The 23166-nt window shown below is 72.0% G+C and carries 21 protein-coding genes; 13 read left to right on the top strand and 8 right to left on the bottom strand.

Annotated elements, in window-relative coordinates; genetic code table 11:
• Positions 1-560 precede the first annotated feature (560 nt).
• The 6 genes from rpsB (at position 561) to rlmN (ending at position 6278) form a co-directional block, all read left to right on the top strand.
• Positions 561-1418 (top strand): 30S ribosomal protein S2, encoded by an 858-nt coding sequence (gene rpsB / locus ACFV1L_RS22375; RefSeq protein WP_380368290.1) that lies wholly within the window; start codon positions 561-563, stop codon positions 1416-1418.
• 132 nt (positions 1419-1550) lie between these two features.
• The gene (gene tsf, locus ACFV1L_RS22370) at positions 1551-2390 is read left to right on the top strand and encodes a translation elongation factor Ts (RefSeq protein WP_380368288.1); all 840 of its coding nucleotides are present in this window, start codon (positions 1551-1553) and stop codon (positions 2388-2390) included.
• A 284-nt stretch (positions 2391-2674) separates the two neighbouring features.
• Complete coding sequence (gene pyrH / locus ACFV1L_RS22365) at positions 2675-3430, top strand: UMP kinase (protein ID WP_035866578.1); 756 nt, start codon at positions 2675-2677, stop codon at positions 3428-3430.
• An 80-nt stretch (positions 3431-3510) separates the two neighbouring features.
• Positions 3511-4068, top strand: a complete 558-nt coding sequence (gene frr / locus ACFV1L_RS22360; protein ID WP_035866581.1) for a ribosome recycling factor — start codon at positions 3511-3513, stop codon at positions 4066-4068.
• 140 nt (positions 4069-4208) lie between these two features.
• Complete coding sequence (locus tag ACFV1L_RS22355; protein ID WP_380368286.1) at positions 4209-5075, top strand: phosphatidate cytidylyltransferase; 867 nt, start codon at positions 4209-4211, stop codon at positions 5073-5075.
• A gap of 102 nt (positions 5076-5177) precedes the next feature.
• Positions 5178-6278 (top strand): 23S rRNA (adenine(2503)-C(2))-methyltransferase RlmN, encoded by a 1101-nt coding sequence (gene rlmN, locus ACFV1L_RS22350; RefSeq protein ID WP_380368285.1) that lies wholly within the window; start codon positions 5178-5180, stop codon positions 6276-6278.
• Between the two features lie 80 nt (positions 6279-6358).
• Here rlmN and ACFV1L_RS22345 read toward each other — a convergent pair whose 3' ends face one another.
• The 4 genes from ACFV1L_RS22345 to ACFV1L_RS22330 all read right to left on the bottom strand — a co-directional run bounded on the left by ACFV1L_RS22345 (position 6359) and on the right by ACFV1L_RS22330 (position 10302).
• Complete coding sequence (locus ACFV1L_RS22345; RefSeq protein WP_380368283.1) at positions 6359-7495, bottom strand: hypothetical protein; 1137 nt, start codon at positions 7493-7495, stop codon at positions 6359-6361.
• A 10-nt stretch (positions 7496-7505) separates the two neighbouring features.
• Positions 7506-8222 carry an ABC transporter ATP-binding protein gene (locus tag ACFV1L_RS22340; RefSeq protein ID WP_380368281.1) on the bottom strand — a complete coding sequence of 239 codons (717 nt, stop codon included), beginning with the start codon at positions 8220-8222 and terminating at the stop codon, positions 7506-7508.
• 215 nt (positions 8223-8437) lie between these two features.
• Positions 8438-9832, bottom strand: a complete 1395-nt coding sequence (locus tag ACFV1L_RS22335) for an aspartate aminotransferase family protein (RefSeq protein WP_035866597.1) — start codon at positions 9830-9832, stop codon at positions 8438-8440.
• The gene (locus tag ACFV1L_RS22330; RefSeq protein ID WP_014138339.1) at positions 9829-10302 is read right to left on the bottom strand and encodes an Lrp/AsnC family transcriptional regulator; all 474 of its coding nucleotides are present in this window, start codon (positions 10300-10302) and stop codon (positions 9829-9831) included. Before ACFV1L_RS22330 ends, ACFV1L_RS22335 begins: the two co-directional genes overlap by 4 nt.
• Before the next feature lie 265 nt (positions 10303-10567).
• Here ACFV1L_RS22330 and ACFV1L_RS22325 point away from each other — a divergent pair, with 265 nt between their 5' ends.
• The 3 genes from ACFV1L_RS22325 to ACFV1L_RS22315 all read left to right on the top strand — a co-directional run bounded on the left by ACFV1L_RS22325 (position 10568) and on the right by ACFV1L_RS22315 (position 14250).
• A complete protein-coding gene (locus ACFV1L_RS22325) occupies positions 10568-12013 on the top strand; it encodes a gamma-aminobutyraldehyde dehydrogenase (RefSeq protein ID WP_380368279.1) in 1446 nt (481 codons plus the stop codon).
• A gap of 127 nt (positions 12014-12140) precedes the next feature.
• Positions 12141-13499 (top strand): aspartate aminotransferase family protein, encoded by a 1359-nt coding sequence (locus tag ACFV1L_RS22320; RefSeq protein ID WP_380368277.1) that lies wholly within the window; start codon positions 12141-12143, stop codon positions 13497-13499.
• Positions 13500-13614: 115 nt separating this feature from the next.
• Positions 13615-14250 (top strand): hypothetical protein, encoded by a 636-nt coding sequence (locus ACFV1L_RS22315; RefSeq protein WP_380368275.1) that lies wholly within the window; start codon positions 13615-13617, stop codon positions 14248-14250.
• 7 nt (positions 14251-14257) lie between these two features.
• Here the strand turns inward: ACFV1L_RS22315 and ACFV1L_RS22310 are convergent, their stop codons facing one another.
• The gene (locus ACFV1L_RS22310; RefSeq protein ID WP_380368273.1) at positions 14258-15919 is read right to left on the bottom strand and encodes a PucR family transcriptional regulator; all 1662 of its coding nucleotides are present in this window, start codon (positions 15917-15919) and stop codon (positions 14258-14260) included.
• Positions 15920-16088: 169 nt separating this feature from the next.
• Here ACFV1L_RS22310 and ACFV1L_RS22305 point away from each other — a divergent pair, with 169 nt between their 5' ends.
• From ACFV1L_RS22305 to ACFV1L_RS22290, 4 genes are all read left to right on the top strand, one after another.
• Positions 16089-17603 (top strand): gamma-aminobutyraldehyde dehydrogenase, encoded by a 1515-nt coding sequence (locus tag ACFV1L_RS22305; RefSeq protein ID WP_380368271.1) that lies wholly within the window; start codon positions 16089-16091, stop codon positions 17601-17603.
• A gap of 123 nt (positions 17604-17726) precedes the next feature.
• The gene (locus ACFV1L_RS22300; RefSeq protein WP_380368269.1) at positions 17727-18182 is read left to right on the top strand and encodes a hypothetical protein; all 456 of its coding nucleotides are present in this window, start codon (positions 17727-17729) and stop codon (positions 18180-18182) included.
• A gap of 18 nt (positions 18183-18200) precedes the next feature.
• The gene (locus ACFV1L_RS22295; RefSeq protein WP_380368268.1) at positions 18201-18935 is read left to right on the top strand and encodes a hypothetical protein; all 735 of its coding nucleotides are present in this window, start codon (positions 18201-18203) and stop codon (positions 18933-18935) included.
• A 106-nt stretch (positions 18936-19041) separates the two neighbouring features.
• Positions 19042-20565 carry a CoA-acylating methylmalonate-semialdehyde dehydrogenase gene (locus tag ACFV1L_RS22290; RefSeq protein WP_380368266.1) on the top strand — a complete coding sequence of 508 codons (1524 nt, stop codon included), beginning with the start codon at positions 19042-19044 and terminating at the stop codon, positions 20563-20565.
• Positions 20566-20634: 69 nt separating this feature from the next.
• Here ACFV1L_RS22290 and ACFV1L_RS22285 read toward each other — a convergent pair whose 3' ends face one another.
• Genes ACFV1L_RS22285 through ACFV1L_RS22275 form a run of 3 tightly spaced genes read right to left on the bottom strand, consistent with a single transcriptional unit; the run spans position 20635 to position 22910 of the window.
• Positions 20635-21276, bottom strand: coding sequence for a TetR/AcrR family transcriptional regulator (locus ACFV1L_RS22285; RefSeq protein ID WP_380368265.1), 642 nt, complete (start codon positions 21274-21276; stop codon positions 20635-20637).
• Positions 21277-21324: 48 nt separating this feature from the next.
• A complete protein-coding gene (locus ACFV1L_RS22280) occupies positions 21325-22053 on the bottom strand; it encodes a DUF4166 domain-containing protein (protein WP_380368264.1) in 729 nt (242 codons plus the stop codon).
• Complete coding sequence (locus tag ACFV1L_RS22275; protein WP_380368263.1) at positions 22050-22910, bottom strand: hypothetical protein; 861 nt, start codon at positions 22908-22910, stop codon at positions 22050-22052. Before ACFV1L_RS22275 ends, ACFV1L_RS22280 begins: the two co-directional genes overlap by 4 nt.
• Between the last annotated feature and the right edge of the window lie 256 nt (positions 22911-23166).

The following is a 23166-nucleotide window of genomic DNA, read 5'->3' as shown; positions in this document are numbered from 1 at the left end:
CCACCGGCACCACCGCCACCACCGCCGCACACCAACCTCCCCTTAACGCAACGAAACCGGCACAGCGCCAGCACCCGGCGCAAACCGCGACAAGCCCGCTCAGCAGGCAGGACCCCACCCTGGAGGCCGTGGCACCGGTGCCGCCCGCCGTTTCCGGAAGCTGTGGACAGACCAGGGGCTGTGGACAACTGCCGTCCCCCGCAGGGGTGAACGGCGGGCGGCGGTGCGGCCGGAGCGGTGCTGAACAGGGCGGCGGGGCCGTACGGAGTCGCCCGCCGCTCGGGGCTTCCCGTACACTTCACACGCGACCCGGTCTGCCGGGTCGACTTCGCACGCCCCGCCACCGACGGCCCGCCCCCTCCGGGAGCAGTCGCCGGTGCGAGTGCCGCTCGGTCCGCCGAGCCTGCCGAGGCCGCAAGCCCCGTGCAGGCCGAGCGGCTTGGCACGTCGGGGCGTCAGGCGTGACGGTCGCCCGACCGGCACGGACAAACCGAGAACCCCGGCACCCCGCAGAACGCACCGCGTCGCGGCGCGCCGGGCAACACAGAGGAGCACGGCACATGGCCGTCGTCACGATGCGGGAGCTGCTGGAGAGCGGCGTCCACTTCGGTCACCAGACCCGTCGTTGGAACCCGAAGATGAAGCGCTTCATCTTCACGGAGCGCAACGGCATCTACATCATCGACCTCCTGCAGTCGCTGAACTACATCGACCGCGCCTTCGAGTTCGTCAAGGAGACCGTTGCCCACGGCGGCAGCGTCCTCTTCGTCGGCACCAAGAAGCAGGCCCAGGAGGCCATCGCCGAGCAGGCGACCCGCGTGGGCATGCCGTACGTCAACCAGCGCTGGCTGGGCGGCATGCTGACCAACTTCTCGACCGTCTACAAGCGCCTGCAGCGCCTCAAGGAGCTCAGCGAGATCGACTTCACGGATGTGGCCGGCTCCGGCCTCACCAAGAAGGAGCTCCTGGTCCTCCAGCGCGAGTACGACAAGCTGGAGAAGACCCTCGGCGGTATCCGCGACATGCAGCGCGTTCCCAGCGCCGTCTGGATCGTGGACACCAAGAAGGAGCACATCGCGGTCGGCGAGGCCCGGAAGCTCAACATCCCGGTCGTCGCCATCCTCGACACCAACTGCGACCCCGACGAGGTCGACTACAAGATCCCGGGCAACGACGACGCGATCCGCTCCGTCACCCTGCTGACCCGCGTGATCGCCGACGCCGTCGCCGAGGGCCTGAAGTCCCGCGCCGGTGTCGCCAAGGGCGACGCGAAGGCCGAGCCGGGCGCCGACCAGCCGCTGGCCGCCTGGGAGAAGGAGATCCTCGAGGGCGAGAAGGCCGCCGAGGCTCCGGCCGCCGAGGCCCCCGCCGCCGAGGCTGCTGCCGAGGCTCCGGCCGCCGAGGCCGAGCAGGCCTGACGTACCACCAGGGTGAGGGGCACCGGCCGGGCTGAGCCGGTGGGTGCCCCTCTCTCCCGTGCCGGGGGCCCCGCACGACGGGCCCCGGCACTTTCCCACGCAGACACGCGAGACGTGAGAAGAGATCACACCATGGCGAACTTCACCGCCGCGGACGTCAAGAAGCTCCGTGAGCTCACCGGCGCCGGCATGATGGACTGCAAGAAGGCCCTGGACGAGGCCGAGGGCAACGTCGAGAAGGCCGTCGAGCTCCTGCGCATCAAGGGCCAGAAGGGCGTTGCCAAGCGCGAGGGCCGCGACGCCTCCAACGGCGCCGTCGCCGCGCTGATCGCCGAGGACAAGAAGTCCGGCGTCCTGGTCGAGCTGAACTGCGAGACCGACTTCGTCGCCAAGGGTGGCAAGTTCGTCGAGGTCGCCAACGCGATCGCCGCGCACGTTGCCGCCACCTCCCCGGCCGACCTGGACGCCGCCCTGGCCTCCGAGATCGCCGCCGGCCAGACCGTCCAGCAGTTCGTGGACGAGGCCAACGCGACCCTGGGCGAGAAGATCGTCTTCCGTCGCTTCGCCCAGTTCGACAACGACGGCTTCGTCGCGGTCTACATGCACAAGTCGGACCCGGACCTGCCGCCGACCATCGGTGTCCTCGTCGAGCTCGACAAGGAGAACGCCGAGACCGCCAAGGACGTCGCCCAGCACATCGCCGCCTTCGCGCCGAAGTACCTCTCCCGCGAGGAGATCCCGGCCGAGGAGCTGGAGAACGAGCGCCGCGTCGCCGAGGCCACCGCTCGCGAGGAGGGCAAGCCCGAGGCTGCCCTGCCGAAGATCGTCGAGGGTCGCGTCACCGGCTTCGTCAAGGAGAACGCCGTCCTGGAGCAGGCGTTCGCCAAGGACAACAAGAAGACCGTCGCCAAGGTCCTCGACGAGGCCGGCGTCACCCTCAAGCGCTTCGTCCGCTTCCGCGTCGGCGCCTGAGACCGTTCCGCGCAGCTCGTCCCGCCAGGTCCGGCCCCGTGCCGGACATAAGGTAGGAGAGCGCCCGTCCGTACGGACGGCGGAACGCGCCGACCGCGCCCTCCAGTACCCCGTGAGGGCGGCGTCGGCACCATGAACGACGAGGAGGCCATTGCCGTGCAGGAGACCGTACCGGTTCCCGCGGCAGTGGCCTCCTCTCGTGTACACGGCACCGGGCCCGCACGTCCGGCGCCGTGAGTACCACTTGCAGATCTGCTGACCAGCAGGCGGAGAAGGGAAAGTCCATGCAGGAGACGCAGGAGACCGCACCGGACGGCACCCGCCGCCGGGTACTGCTCAAGCTGTCCGGCGAGGCGTTCGCCGGCGGAGGCGGCCTCGGCGTCGACCCGGACGTGGTGCACGCCATCGCCCGTGAGATCGCCACGGTGGTGCGCGCCGGGACGGAGGTCGCCATCGTGATCGGCGGCGGCAACTTCTTCCGCGGCGCCGAACTCCAGCAGCGAGGCATGGACCGGGCCCGCTCCGACTACATGGGCATGCTGGGCACCGTGATGAACTGCCTCGCGCTCCAGGACTTCCTGATCAAGGAGGGCATGGAGACCCGCGTGCAGACCGCCATCACGATGGGCCAGGTCGCCGAGCCGTACCTGCCGCTGCGCGCCATCCGGCACCTGGAGAAGGGCCGCGTGGTGATCTTCGGCGCGGGCATGGGCATGCCCTACTTCTCCACCGACACCACCGCCGTGCAGCGCGCCCTGGAGATCCACGCCGACGTCCTGCTGATGGGCAAGAACGGCGTCGACGGGGTGTACGACTCCGACCCGCGCACCAACCCGGCCGCGGTCCGGTTCGACGCGCTGGACTACACCGAGGTGATCTCCCGCGACCTGAAGGTCGCCGACCTGACCGCGATCACCCTGTGCAAGGACAACGGTCTGCCGATCCTGGTCTTCGAACTGCTCGCCGAGGGCAATATCGCCCGTGCGGTCAAGGGTGAGAAGATCGGCACACTCATCAGCGAGGACTCCGCCCGGGCCTAGGCTCCGGGGCACTGAGCAGCAACAGCCGTCCGGGGCACCGGTACGGGACAACAGCAGATGAACCGGACAGGGAGCACACAGTGATTGACGAGACCCTCCTCGAGGCCGAGGAGAAGATGGAGAAGGCCGTCGCGGTCGCCAAGGACGACCTCGCCGCCATCCGCACCGGCCGTGCGCACCCGGCGATGTTCGCCAAGATCGTCGCCGAGTACTACGGCGCCCTGACGCCGATCAACCAGCTGGCCTCGTTCTCCGTGCCGGAGCCGCGGATGGCCATGGTGACGCCGTTCGACAAGACCGCGCTGAAGGCCATCGAGACCGCGATCCGCGACTCGGACCTGGGCGTCAACCCGTCGAACGACGGCTCCGTCATCCGGGTGGTGCTGCCGCAGCTCACCGAGGAGCGCCGCCGCGAGTACATCAAGCAGGCCCGCGGCAAGGGCGAGGACGCCAAGGTCTCGGTCCGCTCCGTCCGCCGCAAGGCGAAGGACGCGATCGACAAGCTGGTCAAGGACAAGGAGATCGGCGAGGACGACGGCCGCCGCGGCGAGAAGGAGCTCGACGACCTGACCGCCAAGTTCGTGGCGCAGATCGACGAGCTGCTCAAGCACAAGGAAGCCGAGCTGCTGGAGGTCTGATCCCAGACCCCGCGCGTACGCCCCGGACCGGCGGCAGGGCCGCCCGGCCCGGGGCGCGGCTCGACCCGGGCCGACACCAAACGGGTCACTCGCGGCGGCCTCCGGTATGACGAGGGGGCGGCGCGGCACAGACTCAGTTCATGCCCCCCGCCCAGGAGACCCCCGTGGCCCAGACCGACCAGCAGCCCCGCAAGCCGCGCGGCGGCCGCAACCTGCCCGCCGCGATAGGTGTGGGAGTCGGCCTCGGGGCGGTGGTCGCGGCCTCGCTGTTCGTGGTCAAGGCGGTCTTCATGGTGGTGGTGGCCGCGGCCGTCGCCGTCGGCATCCGGGAGCTCACCAGCCGCCTCGCCGAACGCAGGGACGTCCACGTCCCGCAGATCCCGTTGCTGGTCGGCGGCGTCGGCATGGTGGTGACCGGGTACTTCGAGGGCGGCCAGTGGTCGGCCGCGGTGCTGGCGCTCACCGGTCTGGCGATGATGGTCGCCCGGATGGCCACGCCGCCGGAGAACTACCTGCGGGACATAACGGCCGGCGTGTTCACCGCCTTCTACGTGCCGTTCCTGGCGACCTTCGTGGCGCTGATGCTGGCCGCGGACGACGGCGCCTGGCGGATCCTGCTGTTCCTGGTCGTCACCATCTGCTCGGACACCGGCGCGTACGCCGTCGGCTACAAGTTCGGGCGCACCAAGCTCGCGCCGAGCATCAGCCCCGGCAAGACCCGGGAGGGCCTGGCGGGCGGCATCGGCCTGTCGATGATCGCCGGCGCGCTGCTGATGCACTTCCTGATCGACGGCGGTTCCTGGTGGCAGGGCCTGATCCTGGGCGGCTGCGCGGCCGTCACCGCCACCCTGGGCGACCTCGCCGAGTCGATGATCAAGCGCGACCTCGGCATCAAGGACATGGGCACCCTGCTCCCCGGCCACGGCGGCATCATGGACCGCCTGGACTCCCTGCTGCCGACCGCCCCGGTGGTCTGGCTGCTGCTCACGGTCTTCGTCGGCAACTGACGCCGACCGACCCCCCGCTGTCCGGTACGGGGAACGGCCTCCTCCCGGGGGCCGTTCGCCGTTTTCGGGAGTGGTTCCGCGGTCTGAGACACTGGAACAACCATGCCTAAGCCCGGAGAACTGACCTTTGTCGCGCCGCGCGGCGCCAAGCCCCCGCGACACCTTGCCGACCTCAGCCCTGCCGAGCGCAAGGAGGCCGTCGCCGAGCTGGGCGAACAGCCGTTCCGCGCGAAGCAGTTGTCGAACCACTACTTCGGCCGGATGTCGAACGACCCGGAGAGCTGGACGGACATCCCGGCGGCCAGCCGGAGCAAGCTGACGGAGGCGCTGCTGCCCGAGCTGATGTCCGTGGTGCGGCACGTCTCGTGCGACAACGACGAGACCCGCAAGACGCTGTGGAAGCTCTTCGACGGGACGCTGGTCGAGTCGGTGCTGATGCGGTACCCGGACCGGGTGACGATGTGCATCAGCTCGCAGGCCGGCTGCGGCATGAACTGCCCGTTCTGCGCGACCGGGCAGGCCGGGCTGACCCGGAACCTGTCGACCGGCGAGATCGTCGAGCAGATCGCCGCCGGCATGCGCGACCTGAAGTCGGGCTCGGTGCCGGGCGGCGAGGCGCGGCTGTCCAACGTGGTGTTCATGGGCATGGGCGAGCCGCTGGCGAACTACAACCGGGTGCTGTCGGCGATCCGCCGCCTCACCGACCCGGCGCCGGACGGCTTCGGGCTCTCGCAGCGCGGCATCACGGTCTCCACGGTCGGCCTGGTCCCGGCGATGCACCGGTTCGCGGACGAGGGCCTGAGCTGCCGTCTCGCGCTGTCGCTGCACGCCCCGGACGACGAGCTGCGCGACGAACTGGTGCCGGTGAACACCCGGTGGAAGGTCGCCGAGGTGCTGGACGCCGCCTGGAACTACGCGGAGAAGTCCGGCCGCCGGGTGTCGATCGAGTACGCGCTGATCAAGGACATCAACGACCAGGCGTGGCGGGCGGACCTGCTCGGCCGGCTGATCAAGAACCAGCGGGTGCACGTGAACCTGATCCCGCTCAACCCGACGCCGGGTTCGAAGTGGACGGCCTCCCGTCCGGAGGACGAGCGGGAGTTCGTCCGCCGGCTGCAGGCCCACGGCGTGCCGACCACCGTCCGCGACACCCGCGGTCAGGAGATCGACGGTGCCTGCGGTCAGCTGGCCGCGGCGGGCTGAGGCGGCAGCGGCGCACCGGGCTCCCCGGTGGTCCTCGACGGAGGGCCACCGGGGAGTCTTCGTCTTCCGGGACGGAGCGATTACAGCGGGCAGAGCGCCAGTGTCAGACCGCCGGTCACCAGCAGGACGGTGCCCGCGCCGAGGGCGCGCAGCACGAGGGTGCCGGTGAGCAGGCCGGGCGGGGTGCCGAGGCGGTCCAGGGCGGCGGTGGCGGGGCGGCGTTCGGAGCGCAGTTCGAGCAGGCGCGCGGCGACCGCTGCGACCGTGCAGGCCAGGATCAGCAGGCCCTCGACCAGGGTGAGCACGGGCACTTCGGCGTTCTCGCGGGTCCAACTGCGGCCGGCCACCAGCAGCAGTGCGGAGATCGCGGTGAGGACGGCCAGCGGCACGCCGAGGCGGTGCGACTGCGCGGTGAGCACGCGGCCGGAGAGCAGGCGCAGCGGCGTGGGGCGGCGGACCGCCAGCAGCCGCCCGGCGAGGGCGAGCAGCGGGCCGGTCCACAGGGCGAGCGCGAGGGCGGCGAGGGTCCAGCCGGCCAGCAGGGCGGGGCTGGTGGCGGGCAGGCCGCCGGGCAGGTCGAGGGTGCGTTCGGCGTCGGTGGCGCCGGGACGCAGTCCGTACAGTTCGAGGCCGATCCCGGCGAGCAGCAGGGGTGCGGGCAGGGCGGCGCGGCGGGCGCTCCAGCGGGCCGGGGCGGGTGCTGCGGCCCTGCCGGGAAGAGCCTCGGGGAGGCGGACGGCGCAGGCCGCGGCGGTGCCGGCGACCAGTGCGGGGACGGCGAGCAGGGTGACGGGCGCGGCGGCGGGCAGCGGGACGCCCATGCCGATGTCGGCGGCGAGCGAGGGCCCGGCGATGTCGTTGCGCAGCACCAGGAAGAGCAGCAGGGTGAGGGCCGAGCCGAGCGCGCAGGCGAGGGCGATCTCGCCGGCGATGAGCAGCCGGATCCTGGCGGGTCCGGCGCCGGCGGCGGTCAGGCCGGTGATCCGCTCGGGGTGCTGGGCGGGGACGGCGCGGGCGGCGACGGCGGCGAACCAGGCGACGGCGGCCAGCGGGGGGAGGCACCACAGCAGGCGGTCGGGGCCGGCGGCGGGTTCGCTGAGGGCCCGCCCGAGGGCCCGCAGCAGGAACGCGGCGACCACGGCGGCGGCGCCGGCGGTGAGCGCCCAGCGGACCAGGTCGAGGGCGCGGTAGCCGCGGGCGAGTGCGAGGTAGTACACGTCGGGCCTCTCAGCGCCCGGCGGCGGCGACGGCGGCAGCGGCGGGGGCGGTCTCGATCCGGCCGTCGACCAGGCGGACGGTGCGGTCGGCGAAGCGGGCGACGTCCGGGTCGTGGGTGGCGAGGACCAGGGTCAGGTGGTGGGAGCGGGCGGCGCTGGCCAGTATCCGCAGGACCTGCTCGCGGGCGTCGCGGTGCAGCGGTGCGGTGGGGTCGTCGGCGAACACCACGGGCGGTTCGGGGGCGAGGGCGCGGGCGACGGCGATCCGCTGGCGGAGGTCCTGCGGGAGGTCGGCGGGCCGGAGCTTGGCGCAGGCGGCGACGTCGAGGCGGTCGAGCCATTCGCCGGCCGCGCGGTGGGCGGCCCGGTGGCCGGTGCCGGCCAGCAGCAGCGGCAGGGCGACGTTCTCACGGGCCGTCAGTTCCGGTACCAGTTGCGGCTCGGGGCCGACCCAGCCGAAGCGTTCGCGGCGCAGCCGTTCGCGGCCGGCCCGGCCGAGGGTGTGCACGGGGGCGCTGTGGAACCAGACCTCGCCCTCGTCGACCGGGAGTTGCGCGGACAGGCAGCCGAGCAGGGTGGACTTGCCGGAGCCGCGCGGCCCGGTGACGGCGAGCATCTCGCCCTCGCGGACGGCGAGGGAGACGCCGCGCAGGGCGGGCGTGCCGTGGTGGGACTTGACGATCCCTCGGGCCCAGAGCACGTCGTTGTCGGGCGGGGCCGCTGACATGTGATCCATCCAGGTGCCGACGGGGATATGACAGTCGTCAGATTAGAACGATCGGACGGCCGTGCGGGCGCGCCGCACTGACCCGAACCGGGCGGAATCACCACGAAAGCGGCGTGCCGGTCGCCGAATCGTTCCCGGACACGCCGAAGGGCGGTCCCGACGGTGAGGTGTCGGGGCCGCCCTTCGGTGGAGGGTGGGGAAGAAGGCTCAGGTGATCAGATCTTCGCCCACGCGTCGGTCAGGCTGGTCCGCAGGATCTGCTCGATCTCGTCGAAGGTCGACTGGTCGGAGATCAGCGGCGGGGCCAGCTGGACGACCGGGTCGCCACGGTCGTCGGCGCGGCAGTACAGGCCGTTGTCGAACAGCGCCTTGGACAGGAAGCCGTACAGGACGCGCTCGACCTCGTCGTCGTTGAACGACTCCTTGGTGACCTTGTCCTTGACGAGCTCGATGCCGTAGAAGTAGCCGTTGCCGCGGACGTCGCCGACGATCGGCAGGTCGCGCAGCTTGTTCAGGGTGGCCAGGAACTTCGACTCGTTGTCGAGGACGTGTTGGTTCAGGCCCTCGCGCTCGAAGATGTCGAGGTTGGCCAGCGCCACCGCGGAGGACACCGGGTGGCCGCCGAAGGTGTAGCCGTGCAGGAAGGTGTTGTCACCCTTGTAGAACGGCTCGGCGAGGCGGTCCGAGATGATCGTGGCGCCGATCGGGGAGTAGCCCGAGGTCATGCCCTTGGCGCAGGTGATCATGTCGGGCTGGTAGCCGAACTTGTCGGCGCCGAACATGGTGCCGAGGCGGCCGAAGGCGCAGATGACCTCGTCCGAGACCAGCAGCACGTCGTGGCGGTCGCAGATCTCGCGCAGGCGCTGGAAGTACCCGGGCGGCGGCGGGAAGCAGCCGCCGGCGTTCTGCACCGGCTCGACGAAGACGGCGGCGACGGTCTCGGGGCCCTCGTTGAGGATGGCCACCTCGATCTCGTCGGCGCACCAGCGGCCGTACGCCTCCGGGTCCACCGTGCCGTCGGGGCCGGCCAGGAAGGACGGGGCGCGGTAGATGTTGGTGTTCGGGGCCTTGTGGGTGCCCGGCACCAGCGGCTCGAACGGGGCCTTCAGGCCCGGCAGGCCGGTGATCGACAGGGCGCCCTGCGGGGTGCCGTGGTAGGCGACGGCGCGGGAGATGACCTTGTACTTGGTCGGCTTGCCGGTCAGCTTGAAGTACTGCTTGGCGAGCTTCCAGGCGGTCTCGACGGCCTCGCCGCCACCGGTGGAGAAGAAGACCTTGTTCAGGTCGCCCGGCGCGTAGTTGGCCAGGCGCTCGGCCAGCTCGACGGCCTTCGGGTGGGCGTAGCTCCACACCGGGAAGAAGGCGAGCTCCTTGGCCTGCTTGGCAGCGGCCTCGGCCAGCTCCTCGCGGCCGTGGCCGGCCTGGACGACGAACAGGCCGGCGAGCCCGTCGAGGTACTTGCGCCCCTTGTCGTCCCAGACGTAGGTGCCTTCGCCCTTGACGATCGTCGGCACGGGGGAGTTCTCGTACGACGACATGCGGGTGAAGTGCATCCACAGGTGGTCGTAGGCGGTCTTGGAAAGGTCCTTCTGCGCCGGCTCGGCTGTCATCGGGTGCCCCAGGTGTAGGTCTGTTTCCGGAGCTTCAGGTAAACGAAGCTCTCGGTGCTCCGCACGCCGGGAAGCGAGCGGATGCGCTTGTTGATCAGTTCGAGGAGGTGCTCGTCGTCCTCGCACACCAGCTCCGCGAGGAGGTCGAACGAGCCCGCGGTGCAGACCACGTAGTCGACCTCGTCGAACGCGGCCAGCGCGTCCGCGACCGGCTCGATGTCGCCCTCGACGCGGATTCCCACCATCGCCTGGCGGGTGAAGCCGACGGTGAGGGGATCGGTGACGGCGACGATCTGCATCACGCCCTGGTCGAGCAGCTTCTGGACGCGCTGCCGGACGGCCGCCTCGGACAGGCCCACGGCCTTGCCGATGGCGGCGTACGGACGGCGCCCGTCCTCCTGGAGCTGCTCGATGATCGCCTTGGAGGCGGCGTCGAGGGGAACGCTGGCGTTCCGGTCACGGTTGGCCACGCCGACACTGTGCCCGACGGGCGAAGGAATCGCAAGCGGTGGTTCTGCTGATTTCGTCGTGGTTTTGATGATCAAGAACGGAATGCGTGGCACTTCGGGCAGGGCTCTGTCGATTACGGCAGTGCCGCAGGTAGTCTGGCTACGTACACGCGCGAGCGTGAACACCGCCGATCGTGGCCTGTCGTTGACATGCTGTGACCGACCGGGCCCGGAGTAATCTGGCGCCCGGGGCTGCAACGACGCAGGCCCAGACCGAGGAGAGACCGTGAGCGAGCTTCGTACGCTGCGCAACTACATCAACGGCGAGTTCGTCGACGCTGCGGACGGCCGCACGCTCGACATCGTCGACCCGACCACGGGCGAGGTGTACGCGACCTCCCCGCTGTCCGGGGCCTCCGACGTGGACGCCGCGATGGCAGCGGCCGCCGCCGCGTTCCCGATCTGGCGCGACGCCACCCCGTCCACCCGGCAGAAGCTGCTGCTCAAGATCGCCGACGCGGTCGAGGCCCGGGCCGACGAGATCGTCGACGCCGAGGTCCGCAACACCGGCAAGCCGCGCGCGCTGACCCTCTCCGAGGAGATCGGCCCGATGGTCGACCAGCTGCGCTTCTTCGCCGGCGCCGCCCGCCTGCTGGAGGGCAAGGCCGCGGGCGAGTACATGGACGGCATGACCTCGATCGTCCGCCGCGAGCCGGTCGGCGTCTGCGCGCAGGTCGCGCCGTGGAACTACCCGATGATGATGGCCGTCTGGAAGTTCGCCCCGGCGATCGCCGCCGGCAACGCCGTCGTGCTCAAGCCGTCGGACACCACCCCCGCCTCCACCGTGCTGCTCGCCGAGATCATCGGCGGCGTCCTGAAGGACATGGAGCTGCCGGCCGGCATCTTCAACGTGATCTGCGGCGACCGCGAGACCGGCCGCCTGATGGTCGAGCACCGCACCCCGGCGATGGCCTCCATCACCGGTTCGGTCCGGGCCGGCATGCAGGTCGCCGAGTCCGCCGCGAAGGACGTCAAGCGGGTCCACCTGGAGCTCGGCGGCAAGGCCCCCGTGGTGGTCTTCGAGGACGCCGACATCGCCGAGGCCGTCGAGGGCATCTCGGTCGCCGGCTACTTCAACGCCGGCCAGGACTGCACCGCCGCCACCCGCGTGCTGGTGCACGAGTCGATCCACGACGCGTTCGTGGAGGCCCTCGCCAAGGCCGCCAAGGACACCAAGACCGGCGGCGTCGACGACGAGGACGTGCTGTACGGCCCGCTCAACAACGCCAACCAGCTGAAGCAGGTCACCGGCTTCATCGAGCGCCTGCCCGCGCACGCCAAGGTCGAGGCCGGCGGCCACCGGGTCGGCGAGGTCGGCTACTTCTACGCCCCGACCGTGGTCTCCGGCCTGAAGCAGGACGACGAGATCATCCAGAACGAGGTCTTCGGCCCGGTCATCACCGTGCAGAAGTTCACCGACGAGGAGCAGGCCGTCGAGTACGCGAACGGCGTCGAGTACGCGCTCGCCTCCTCGGTCTGGACCAAGGACCACGCCCGCGCGATGCGGATGTCCCGCCGCCTGGACTTCGGCGCGGTGTGGATCAACACCCACATCCCGCTGGTCGCCGAGATGCCGCACGGCGGCTTCAAGAAGTCCGGCTACGGCAAGGACCTGTCGTCCTACGGCTTCGAGGACTACACCCGGATCAAGCACGTCATGACCGCCATCTGACCCGACCTGCGGGAGAAGGGGCGCGAGGGCCTTGTCCTCGCGCCCCTTCACGTTGTCAGGCCGCGACACGCCCTCCGTGACAGGCTGCACCTGCCTGCGAGGAGGGGTGCGTCCCTACGCTGGGCGCATGAGCACTCCCTCCGCTGACTCGGTCGCCGGGCAGGCCGTCAAGGCCGCCGACCGCGCACACGTCTTCCACTCGTGGTCCGCCCAGGCCCTGATCGACCCCCTCGCGGTGGCCGGTGCCGAGGGCTCGTACTTCTGGGACTACGACGGCAACCGCTACCTGGACTTCTCCTCGCAGCTGGTGAACACCAACATCGGGCACCAGCACCCGAAGGTGGTCGCCGCGATCCAGGCGAAGGCCGCCCAGCTGTGCACCATCGCCCCCGGCTTCGCCGAGGAGTCGCGCAGCGAGGCCGCCCGGCTGATCGCCGAGCGCACCCCCGGCGACCTGGACAAGATCTTCTTCACCAACGGCGGCGCCGAGGCGAACGAGAACGCGATCCGGATGGCCCGGCTGCACACCGGCCGCCACAAGGTGCTCTCCACCTACCGCTCGTACCACGGCGCCACCGCCAACGCGATCACCCTGACCGGCGACCCGCGCCGCTGGGCGAACGAGACCGGCGTCTCCGGCATCGTGCACTTCTGGGGCCCGTACGCCTACCGCTCCAACTTCCACGCCGAGAACGAGGCGCAGGAGTGCGAGCGGGCGCTCGCGCACCTGGAGCAGACCCTCGCGTTCGAGGGCCCCGGCACCGTCGCGGCGATCATCCTGGAGACCGTGGTCGGCACCGCGGGCATCCTGGTGCCGCCGGCCGGCTACCTGGCGGGGGTCCGGGAGATCTGCGACAAGTACGGGATCGTCTTCATCCTGGACGAGGTGATGGCCGGGTTCGGCCGCACCGGCGCGTGGTTCGCCGCCGACCACTGGGGCATCACCCCCGACCTGCTGACCTTCGCCAAGGGCGTCAACTCCGGCTACCTGCCGCTCGGCGGCGTGGCCATCTCCGGGGCGATCGCCGAGACCTTCGCGCAGAAGGCGTTCCCCGGCGGCCTCACCTACTCCGGCCACCCGCTGGCCTGCGCCTCCGCCGTGGCCACCATCAAGACGATGGCCGAGGAAGGCATCGTGGAGCACGCCAAGCACATCGGCGAGACCGTGCTCGGCCCCGGCCTGCGCGAGCTGGCGGAGCGTCACCCGTCGATCGGCGAGGTCCGCGGCCTCGGCGTGTTCTGGGCGCTCGACCTGGTCAAGAACCGCGAGACCCGCGAACCGCTGGTGCCGTACAACGCGGCCGGCGCCGACAACGCGCCGATGGCGCAGCTCGCCGCGGCGTGCAAGCAGCGCGGCCTGTGGCCGTTCGTCAACATGAACCGCTTCCACGTCGTCCCGCCGTGCAACATCAGCGAGGAGGACGCCAAGACCGGCCTCGCGGTGCTGGACGAGGTGCTCACCCTCACGGATGCGCACACCGCCTGACGAACCGTCGGCCCACCAGGCCCCGGGCGACCGCCCGGGGCCTTCGTGCTGCCGGCGGCAGCACCCGGGCTCGGTACGATGACCGGCCGAATCGTGGCACGATCCTGGAGATGGCATGGGGGAGCAGGGGTTTCGGGTCCGTCCCGGACAACTCGGCGGCGCGGCACCGGCGTTCGGCGCCGTCCAGTACGGCGGGGAGCACCTGCCGAAGATCGCCCATCTGCCGGCCCCGGGGGAGCGGGTGCTCGGCATCGTGGACGCCGACCTCTGCGACCTGATCCGCCGCACCCCGCGCCGCTACCGCACGGCGCGCTCCGGAGGCGTGGCCGAGGCCGGGTTCGGCTGCCTGTTCGTCCTGTTCAACCTCGGCGACTTCGTCGCCGACCTGATCGAGGACTGCACCTGGGGCCTGATCCGCAGCCTCCGCCGGCTCTTCCGCGGCCGAGGCCTGACCGGCGGCTGGCCCAGCCAGGCCGGCCGGTTCGTCGTCGCGGTGCGCTCCGCCGACAGCGGCTACGACAACGACGACGTGCTGATCGTCTTCACCGACCGGCGGATCCTGCTGGCCGGCGGCCTCGGCCGCACCCCGCGCCTGCTCGGCGAACTGCCGTACGCCCACCTGCGCCGCGTCGAGCCCCGGCACACCTGGATGTCCGACCGCACCGACCTGCACTTCGCGGACGGGTCGCTGGCCGCGCTGGAGGTCGCCGAGAAGGAACTCGCCGGGCTCGTCGCCCTCGGCCCGCGCTGACCCGCCGTCAGCGGCGCACCGCGTCCAGCGCCAGCAGGGCCACGTGCAGCGACAGGCAGGACTCCACCTGGTCCAGGTCCACGCCGAGGATGCGCTCCACCTTGTGGAGGCGGTCGTAGAACGACGGGCGGGACAGGTGGGCGGCGTCGGCCGCCGCGGACTTGTTGCGGCCCTGCTCCAGGTAGATCCGCAGCATCTGCACCAACTGGCCGCCGTGCTCCGCGTCGTGGGCGAGCAGCGGGCCGAGCTCGCGTTCCACGTAGGTCTGCAGGCGCTCGTCGTCGCGGAGGAGGTGGAGCAGGCCGCGCAGCCGGACGTCGGGCAGCCGGTAGTAGGCGGCGCGGTTGCCCGGGGCGTCGTGCAGGGCGGCGTCGGCGACCTGGGTGGCCTCCAGCAGGGTGCGGCGGGCGTCGCGCACCGAGCCCACCGAGGAGCCGACCGCTATCACCGGCTCGGCCGCCGCGCCGTCCCGCCCGGCCTCCGCGGACAGCCGGCGCAGCGCCGCCGCGAACGCCTCCAGCGAGGCGTGCTCGTCCTGCTGCGAGCCGAGCGCGACCAGCACGCCCACGCCCTCGTCGTCCAGCGCGCCGACCAGCGCGGACAGCCGGGACGAGCGGATCGCGGTGGCGGCCAGCTCGGTGAAGTCCCGCAGCCGGGCCTGCGCCTCCAGGGCGGCGGGCAACGGGCCCTGACGCTGCCTCAGCACCACGCCGACCAGCCGGCGGCCCTCCAACGGGACGCCCAGCGCCTGCGCGCGCAGCGACACCTCGGAGACGGTGAGCGCATGGGTGAGGATGCCCGACAGCAGGGTGCGGTGGGTCTGCCGCTCCAGCGACTCGCGGTCCCGCACCACCAGCCGGTTCAGCGCCAGGGTGGCCGCGCCCCGCTCCAGCAGCATCGCGTGCGGGTGCGGCACGTCCGGGGGCAGCGGCACCGGCTCGTCGACCAGCACCAGCCGGCCCCAGTCCTGGCCGCGCGCGCCGACCGTGGTCACCAGCCAGCCCGACCGCGGGTCGTAGCCGGTGCGGCCCGGCGGGTTGACGCCGCGCGAGCGGTGCTCCCAGTTCTCCAGCAGCTCGTGCTCGCCGCGGCCCGCCGGATCGTGCGCCAGCACCTGGTGCGCGAGGTTCTCCAGCACCACCGGCGCGCCCGCCATCCGGCCGACCTGCCGGACCACCTCGGCGGGTTCCGCGCCCTCGGTGGCCAGCTCGTTGAACACCTGGTGCACCGCCTCGGACACCCGCAGCTGCTCCAGCTGCGCGTTCACCACCAGGGCGTGCACCGCTTCGGTGACCGCGACGAACTTCAGCTCCCGGCGCAGCGCCACCAGCGGCAGGTTGTGCCGCTCGGCCGCCGCGACCAGGGCGCGCGGCAGCGAGTCGAAGTAGCGCCGGCCGAACTCGATCACCAGCCCGGCCACCCCGATCTCGGCCAGCTCCCGCACGTAGCGGGCCAGCCCGTCCCGGTCCTCCGGGAGCGCGATGCCGGTGGACAGCACCAGCTCGCCGCCGCGCAGCACGCCCGCCACGTCCGGCAGCTCGCTGACGTGCACCCAGCGCACCGGGCGCTCCAGCGCGCCGGCGCCGGCCACCACCTGGGGCAGGCCTCGCCGCATCACGTCGAGATCGAGCACGCGGGCGACGGTGGGCAGCATCGCGGACACCTCCATGGGGTTTCAGGGTGTCAAGTGAATCATGCCCACGCGCGACGCACTGTTGCCCGGGGCAAGCCTTGCAGCCTGTAAGGCCGCCCGGTCGGGGCGTTGCTGAGTGACCCTTGCCCCGAGGGCCCGAACCGAGGCATCGTCGGCCGGGTCGAGTAGGCAATGGAGGCAACTCATGGACCTGACCAGCTTCAACGACGGCGCGCAGTACATCGCGGGCCGCCCGACCCGGAGCTCCGGCGGAGAACCGTTCGACGTGGTCAACCCCGCCGACGGCAGCACCGTCCAGCAGGTCGAACTCGCCGCCGCCGCCGACGTCGACGCCGCCGTCGCCGCCGCCCGCGCCGCGCTGCCCGAGTGGTCCGGCGCCACCCCCGGCGCCCGCTCCGAGGCGCTGAACCGCCTGGCCGGCATCCTGAGCGAGCGGGCCGGCCAGTTCGCCCGGGTCGAGACCGCGCAGACCGGCAAGCCGATCAAGCTGTCCACCGAGTTCGACGTCCCCGGGACCATCGACAACACCGCGTTCTTCGCCGGCGCCGCCCGCAACCTCGAAGGCAAGGCCGCCGGCGAGTACAGCGGCGACCACACCTCGTACGTGCGCCGCGAGGCGATCGGCGTGATCGGCAGCATCGCGCCGTGGAACTACCCGCTGCAGATGGCCGCCTGGAAGATCCTCCCGGCCATCGCCGCCGGCAACACCATCGTCCTCAAGCCCGCCGAGATCACCCCGCTGACCTCGCTGATGTTCGCCCGCGCCTGCACCGACGCCGGCATTCCGGACGGCGTCGTCAACGTCGTCACCGGCGCCGGCCGCACCGCCGGCGAGCACCTGATCGGCCACCCCGACGTCGCCATGGTGTCCTTCACCGGCTCCACCGCCGTCGGCAAGCGGGTCGCCGAGATCGCCACCGCCACCGTCAAGCGCACCCACCTCGAACTCGGCGGCAAGGCCCCGTTCGTGGTCTTCGACGACGCCGACCTGGACGCCGCCGTGCACGGCGCCGTCGCCGCCTCGCTGATCAACAGCGGCCAGGACTGCACCGCCGCCACCCGCGCCTACGTGCAGCGCCCGCTGTACGACGCCTTCGTGGCCGGCGTCGCCGAGCTGTACGCCGCGATCCGCCTCGGCGACCCGCTGAACCCGCAGACCGACATGGGGCCGCTGGTCTCCTTCACCCACCGCGACCGCGTCGCCGGCTTCGTCGAGCGCGCCCGCTCCTACGCCACCGTCGTCACCGGCGGCCCCGCCGACGGCAAGGGCCACGACGGCCACGACCTCTCCCGCGGCGCCTACTACCGTCCCACCCTGATCACCGGCGCCGCCCAGGACAGCGAGGTCGTCCAGGGCGAGATCTTCGGCCCCGTGCTCGTCGTCCTGCCGTTCGACAGCGACGAAGAGGGGCTGCGCCTCGCCAACGACACCCCCTACGGCCTGGCCGCCTCCGCCTGGACCCGCGACATCCACCGCTCGCTGCGCGCCACCCGCGAGATCGCCGCCGGCTGCGTCTGGGTGAACGACCACATCCCGATCATCAGCGAGATGCCGCACGGCGGATACAAGGCCTCCGGCTACGGCAAGGACATGTCGCAGTACTCGCTCGACGAGTACACCCAGGTCAAGCACGTCATGTTCGACACCACCGCGGTCGCCCGCAAGGACTGGCACCGCACCGTCTTCGGCGACCGCTGACGGAACGCCGGGCCGCCGCCGGCCCGCGACCCGTGTAAGAGATCACCGGTACCCCGCTCTCCCCGGTGGCGACAGCAGGCACCCCGCCCGCTGCCCGTCACCGGGAGAGACGAGGAACCGCACGTGAGCACCACCCGCCACCCCAGCGCCCTGCACTGGCTGGCCGACGCCGCCACCGACCCCGACAGCTGCCGCCGCCACTGGGAACGCACCGGCCTCGGCCTCGCCCTGCTGCCCGCCGGCCGCCGCTGGGACGTCCTGCACGCCCCCGGCCCGCTCGGCCGACCCGCCGCCGCCCTGCTCGACCGGCCCGGCGGCGGACCCGTCCTGGAGGACCCGGTCGACGACACCGTCGGCTTCCTCGTCCCCGTCGGCACCGCCGACCGCTGGCTCGGCACCGGCATCCGCCGCTCCGGCGACGGCACCTGGATCGCCGTCCCGCACCCCGACCGCCCCGGCCGCGGCCCGCACTGGCTGATCCCCCCGCACCGCAGCGGACGCCTCGTCGACCCCGCCGCGCTCGAACTCGCCCTGCACGACGCCGCCGCGCACCTGCACTGCCCGCGATTCCCGCGCTGAACGGCCCACACTGTCCCCATGGACACCAGCACCGCCGACCCCGGGCCGCCCATCCTCGACCGGCGCACCCGCCTGCTCACGGACGCGCAGCCGTACTGCCTCCGGCACGCCCTCGCGCTGGCCGGACCGGACGCGCTCCGCCTGCACGGCCTGCCCGTCCGCACCCACGGCGCCGACCTGCTGCTGGTCACCACCGAAGGCCCGCCGCTCGGCGACCTCGCCGCCGGACTCGCCGAGACCCTGCGCGCCGCCGGCCACCGCGCCGAGGACACCCCCGGCACCGCCCGCCGCCACCAACTCACCGTGGCGGACGGCGAGTCCAGGACGGGCATCGAGCTGCGGCGGGAACCGCTGACCCGCCCGCCGGCGCTCCCCGCGGACGCCCCCGTCCCGGTCGCCGCGCTGGAGGACGCGGCCGCCCTCGCCGTCCTCACCCTGTGCGAACGCGCCCTGCCCGCCGACCTGTTCACCCTGCACGCCCTCACCGCCCGGCTGCGCGAAGGCCAACTCCTCGCCCTCGCCGCCGCGTTCGACGACGAGTTCACCGCCGCGACGCTCGCCGACCGGCTGGAGAGCGCCGCCGCGCCGCTCCCGTCCGGCGCCGACGACACCCGGCAGTGGGCCGAGAGCTGGGCCCAGGACCTGCGGCTCGACCTGCTGGAGACCACCGAACTCGCCGACGGACTGCACGACCCGTACCTGGACCCCGACGACGCCCCGAACGACGGGCCGGACACCTCCGACGACCTGTAAGGGTGAATCGCGGTTCCCCGTCAGGGTGCTCGTTGAGCGGGCCGGGCAGGCCGCGCAGACTGGAGAACGAGCGCGGGACATCCGTGGACATCGGAGGCAGAGACCCTTGAGCAAGCACATCACGCACTGGATCGGCGGCCAGTCCGTCGCCACCGCCGGAACCGCGCCCCGCCGCGGCGACATCTTCGACCCGGCCACCGGCCAGGTCACCGGTCAGGTCGACTTCGCCGAGATCGCCGAGGTCGACCAGGCCGTCGCCGCCGCCGCCCAGGCCTTCACCTCCTGGCGCAAGGCGTCCATCGCCAAGCGCACCCAGGTGCTGTTCAACTTCCGCGAGCTGTTCAACGCCCGCAAGGACGAACTCGCCGCGATCATCGTCTCCGAGCACGGCAAGGTGCACTCCGACGCCCTCGGCGAGCTCGCCCGCGGCCAGGAGGTCGTCGAGTACGCCTGCGGCATCCCGCAGCTGATCAAGGGCGGCTTCACCGAGCAGGCCTCCACCGGCGTCGACGTCTACTCGATCCGCCAGCCGCTCGGCCCGGTCGCCATCATCTCGCCGTTCAACTTCCCGGCCATGGTGCCGATGTGGTTCTTCCCGATCGCCATCGCGGCCGGCAACACGGTCGTCCTGAAGCCCTCCGAGAAGGACCCGTCCGCCGCCAACTTCCTCGCCGAACTGTGGAAGGAGGCCGGCCTCCCCGACGGCGTCTTCAACGTCGTCCACGGCGACAAGGTCGCGGTCGACCGCCTGCTGGAGCACCCGGACGTCAAGTCCGTCTCCTTCGTCGGCTCCACCCCCATCGCCCGCTACGTGTACGAGACCGGCACCCGCTACGGCAAGCGCGTGCAGGCCCTCGGCGGCGCCAAGAACCACATGCTGGTGCTCCCCGACGCCGACCTCGACCTGGCCGCCGACGCCGCCATCAACGCCGGCTTCGGCGCGGCCGGCGAGCGCTGCATGGCCGTCTCCGTCCTGGTCGCCGTCGACCCGATCGGCGACGAACTGGTCGCCAAGATCAAGGAGCGGATGGCCACCCTCAAGGTCGGCCCCGGCTGCAACGGCGACTCCGAGATGGGTCCGCTGGTCACCGGCGTCCACCGCGACAAGGTCACCTCCTACGTCGAGTCCGGCGTCGCCGACGGCGCCGAGCTCGCCGTTGACGGCCGCAAGCACGCCATCACCGGCGAGGACGCCAACGGCGCCCCCACCACCGACGGCTTCTGGCTCGGCCCCACCCTGTTCGACCACGTCAAGCCGGGCATGTCCGTCTACAACGACGAGATCTTCGGCCCGATCCTGTCGGTCGTCCGCGTCCCCTCCTACGACGAGGGCCTGGAACTGATCAACAACAACCCGTACGGCAACGGCACCGCCATCTTCACCAACGACGGCGGCGCGGCCCGGCGCTTCCAGAACGAGGTCGAGGTCGGCATGGTCGGCATCAACGTGCCGATCCCCGTCCCCGTCGCCTACTACTCCTTCGGCGGCTGGAAGGCCTCGCTGTTCGGCGACAGCCACGCCTACGGCGCCGACGGCGTCCAGTTCTTCACCCGCGGCAAGGCCGTCACCCAGCGCTGGCTCGACCCCTCGCACGGCGGCATCAACCTCGGCTTCCCCACCAACAGCTGACACCCGCCCCACGCCGAACGGCCGGCCCCTGCCAGGGGGCCGGCCGTTCGGCGTTCCTGCTCCGGGCGGCTACTCCGCCCCGTTGTTCCGGACCTGCCGACGCACCGTCGCCCGCACCGCCCGCGACACCACCGGACCCAGCCCGTCCACCACCTCGACCAGCACCCCCAGCTGGTCCAGCGCCGCGAACGCCCCCGCCGCCCCCGCCGGGTCCACGCCGTCGTACAGCTCCAGACCGACGAAGCCCGCCGTCACCGCCCGCGCCAGACCCGCCAGATCGAGGAACTCCGCCAGCGGATGACCCGCGAACAGCCGGGTCAGGACGGCCTCGATCTCCACCGTCCACAGCCGCAGCGCATCCCCCGTCACCTCGGCGAGCTGCGGGTACCCCGTCGCCCCTGCCAGGAACTGCCCCAGCAGTGCGACGTTCCCCTCCTCCCGCTCCCGCGCGTGCAGCTCCTGACCCACCGTCAGCAGCTCGCGCAGCGACTCCACCTCCGCGAACCGCTCCCGGTACCGCTCCAGCCGCAGCCCCGTCTCGCGCAGCGCCGCCGCCGCGAGCAGCCCCTCCACCGTCTTGAAGTGGTAGAACACCAGCGCCTGATTGGCCCCGATCTCGGCGGCGATGCTCCGCGCCGAAACCCCCGAGATCCCCTGCCGCTTGAGCGCACCGATGGCCGCATCCATCAACCGCTCACGTGTGTCGCTCATGCGCCGCAGCGTAGCCGCCGCCCGGCCCCGACAGTCGTACGCATCCCGCTACCCCCGGAGGTACTCGCGGACCGGACGCACATGACGCGGAATCCCCTCCGCCCCCACCCGCGGATACTCCGCCGTGAACCACCCCTGGTACCCCAGCACCAGCCCCACCACCGGATTGGTCACCCGCACCCGGATCCGGAACCGGCCGGCCTCCTCGTCGAACCACTCGTGCAGATCCGCCCGCCCCGTCACCCACTCCGGCAGCGCCGGCGCCCCGACCAGCGAAGCCACCCGGTGCGCCGCCGAGGAGATCACCAGACCGCCGCGCGGCGTCACCCCCAGCCGCAGACCGACCGCCAGGTGCTGATGCGTCCCCAGATAGTCGAGCACCGTCCCCGGCCGCCCCGGCGCCGCCACCATCGTCGCGTCGAACCGCCGCGGCCGGGTGAACTGGAACGTCCGCACGAACGTCACCGTCTCCCGCCCGAACCCGTCCCGGTACGCGTAATTGGCGATCGTGAACGGCACCTCCCGCCCCTGCTCCGGGAACAGGATGTTGCGCCGCGTCCCCGCCCACAGGAACGGCACCAACCAGCGGGACCCGCGCTCGATCCGCTCCATCCGTCCCGTACCGATGCACGCGATCCCGTCCGCACTGGAGAAACCGAACCGGCGCTGCAACTCCGGGTGCAGACGGTCGAAGTCCTTGCCGAGCGCCGCACGGAAGATCGAACGGGTCCGGGCGGCGCTGGGGGAGACGGACGGGGCGACAGCAGTGATGGTCATGCCTGCTCCAAGGTGCTCGTGGTGGTCTTCGGAACCGCCGGGGTCCGCCGTCGGGCACCGACGACGCTGTCCGCCGCGGGCGGCGCGGCCAGCGCGGCCAGCAGCCTCGGCGGACGGACCGTCCTCCTCCGTGGACGCCGTCGGCAGCGGCGGGCCGCCGGGGTGAGCGGGGACGGCGGCACGAGTGCGGAAAGCGCCAGCACTGCCCCGGCGGTGAGCACACCCGTTGCGGGCCGGCCCGTCGCCGCCACAGCGCCGCAGGCCGCAAGCGCCGCGACTGCCGCCCGCGCCGCGATCTCGCCCAGCCCGTGCCACAACGCCCGCTCCGGAGACACGCCGCGCTCCGCCCACAGCCGCAGGCGATCGAACGACCACGCCGTCAACCACCCGACGAACGGCCGCACCAGCCACCGGTCCAGCTGCGCCCCGCCGCGCCAAGGCCAACTCCGGTAGTCGTAACCGGTGACGAAGGTGACCGTCGGGACGCCGTCCGGTCCGGTGCCCGGCAGGTAGCGCCAGTACCCCGAGCCCTCCTGGAGCGGGGACCACCTCGAGTCGGCGACGAAGCGCAGCGCACTCACCCGCTGCCCGTCCGCCCGCCACCGCTCCGCCGTGGTCGCCCCCGTCCCCGCCAGCGCCGGCCCCAGCAGATACCGGAACCGGACCGGCGCACCGCATCGCACCTCGCCGGGCGGCTGCGGCTCGGGCGGATGCAGGTAGTCGATCCGGCTGAACCGGGCGTCCCAGCGCTGGTGGTGCCGCGGCTGCTGGGTGAGCTCCCAGAGCGTGTCCCGATCCGTGCGCATCGACAGCTCGACGTAGATCGGCTCGGCCGAGCGCCGCCTCTGACCAGGCATGGAAGTCCCCCCGTCGGTGGATTTGAGCGATCGCTCAATCCGTGGCGCGGTCATCATGCCAGAGGCTTGAGCGATCGCTCAAGACCTGCCGAGGGCGCGCGGCCGGCGACTGACGCCGAGCGGTGTTTGCACCTGGCGCGGATCCGGCGTAGTGTTCACTGGTCGCTCGGCAGGGAGCACCGGACACGCATCTGTGTGGACGGTCCCGGGGCGGCCAATCCCTTGAGAACCAAGCAGCTGATCCTGACGGGTCGCG

This window comes from Kitasatospora sp. NPDC059646 (assembly GCF_042734615.1).
In the GTDB taxonomy this organism is placed as follows: domain Bacteria; phylum Actinomycetota; class Actinomycetes; order Streptomycetales; family Streptomycetaceae; genus Kitasatospora.
Note: the sequence above shows the minus strand (reverse complement) of the source record. Positions and strands in the feature narration are given on the sequence as shown.

Coding starts and splice junctions, on each gene's coding strand:
- rpsB (WP_380368290.1), top strand. CDS start 561: ATGGCCGTCGTCACGATGCGGGAGCTGCTGGAGAGCGGCGTCCACTTC.
- ACFV1L_RS22280 (WP_380368264.1), bottom strand. CDS start 22,053: ATGACCATCACTGCTGTCGCCCCGTCCGTCTCCCCCAGCGCCGCCCGG.
- ACFV1L_RS22340 (WP_380368281.1), bottom strand. CDS start 8,222: ATGTCAGCGGCCCCGCCCGACAACGACGTGCTCTGGGCCCGAGGGATC.
- ACFV1L_RS22320 (WP_380368277.1), top strand. CDS start 12,141: ATGAGCACTCCCTCCGCTGACTCGGTCGCCGGGCAGGCCGTCAAGGCC.
- ACFV1L_RS22335 (WP_035866597.1), bottom strand. CDS start 9,832: ATGACAGCCGAGCCGGCGCAGAAGGACCTTTCCAAGACCGCCTACGAC.
- pyrH (WP_035866578.1), top strand. CDS start 2,675: ATGCAGGAGACGCAGGAGACCGCACCGGACGGCACCCGCCGCCGGGTA.
- ACFV1L_RS22315 (WP_380368275.1), top strand. CDS start 13,615: ATGGGGGAGCAGGGGTTTCGGGTCCGTCCCGGACAACTCGGCGGCGCG.
- ACFV1L_RS22285 (WP_380368265.1), bottom strand. CDS start 21,276: ATGAGCGACACACGTGAGCGGTTGATGGATGCGGCCATCGGTGCGCTC.
- ACFV1L_RS22275 (WP_380368263.1), bottom strand. CDS start 22,910: ATGCCTGGTCAGAGGCGGCGCTCGGCCGAGCCGATCTACGTCGAGCTG.
- ACFV1L_RS22295 (WP_380368268.1), top strand. CDS start 18,201: ATGGACACCAGCACCGCCGACCCCGGGCCGCCCATCCTCGACCGGCGC.
- tsf (WP_380368288.1), top strand. CDS start 1,551: ATGGCGAACTTCACCGCCGCGGACGTCAAGAAGCTCCGTGAGCTCACC.
- ACFV1L_RS22305 (WP_380368271.1), top strand. CDS start 16,089: ATGGACCTGACCAGCTTCAACGACGGCGCGCAGTACATCGCGGGCCGC.
- rlmN (WP_380368285.1), top strand. CDS start 5,178: ATGCCTAAGCCCGGAGAACTGACCTTTGTCGCGCCGCGCGGCGCCAAG.
- ACFV1L_RS22310 (WP_380368273.1), bottom strand. CDS start 15,919: ATGGAGGTGTCCGCGATGCTGCCCACCGTCGCCCGCGTGCTCGATCTC.
- ACFV1L_RS22355 (WP_380368286.1), top strand. CDS start 4,209: ATGCCCCCCGCCCAGGAGACCCCCGTGGCCCAGACCGACCAGCAGCCC.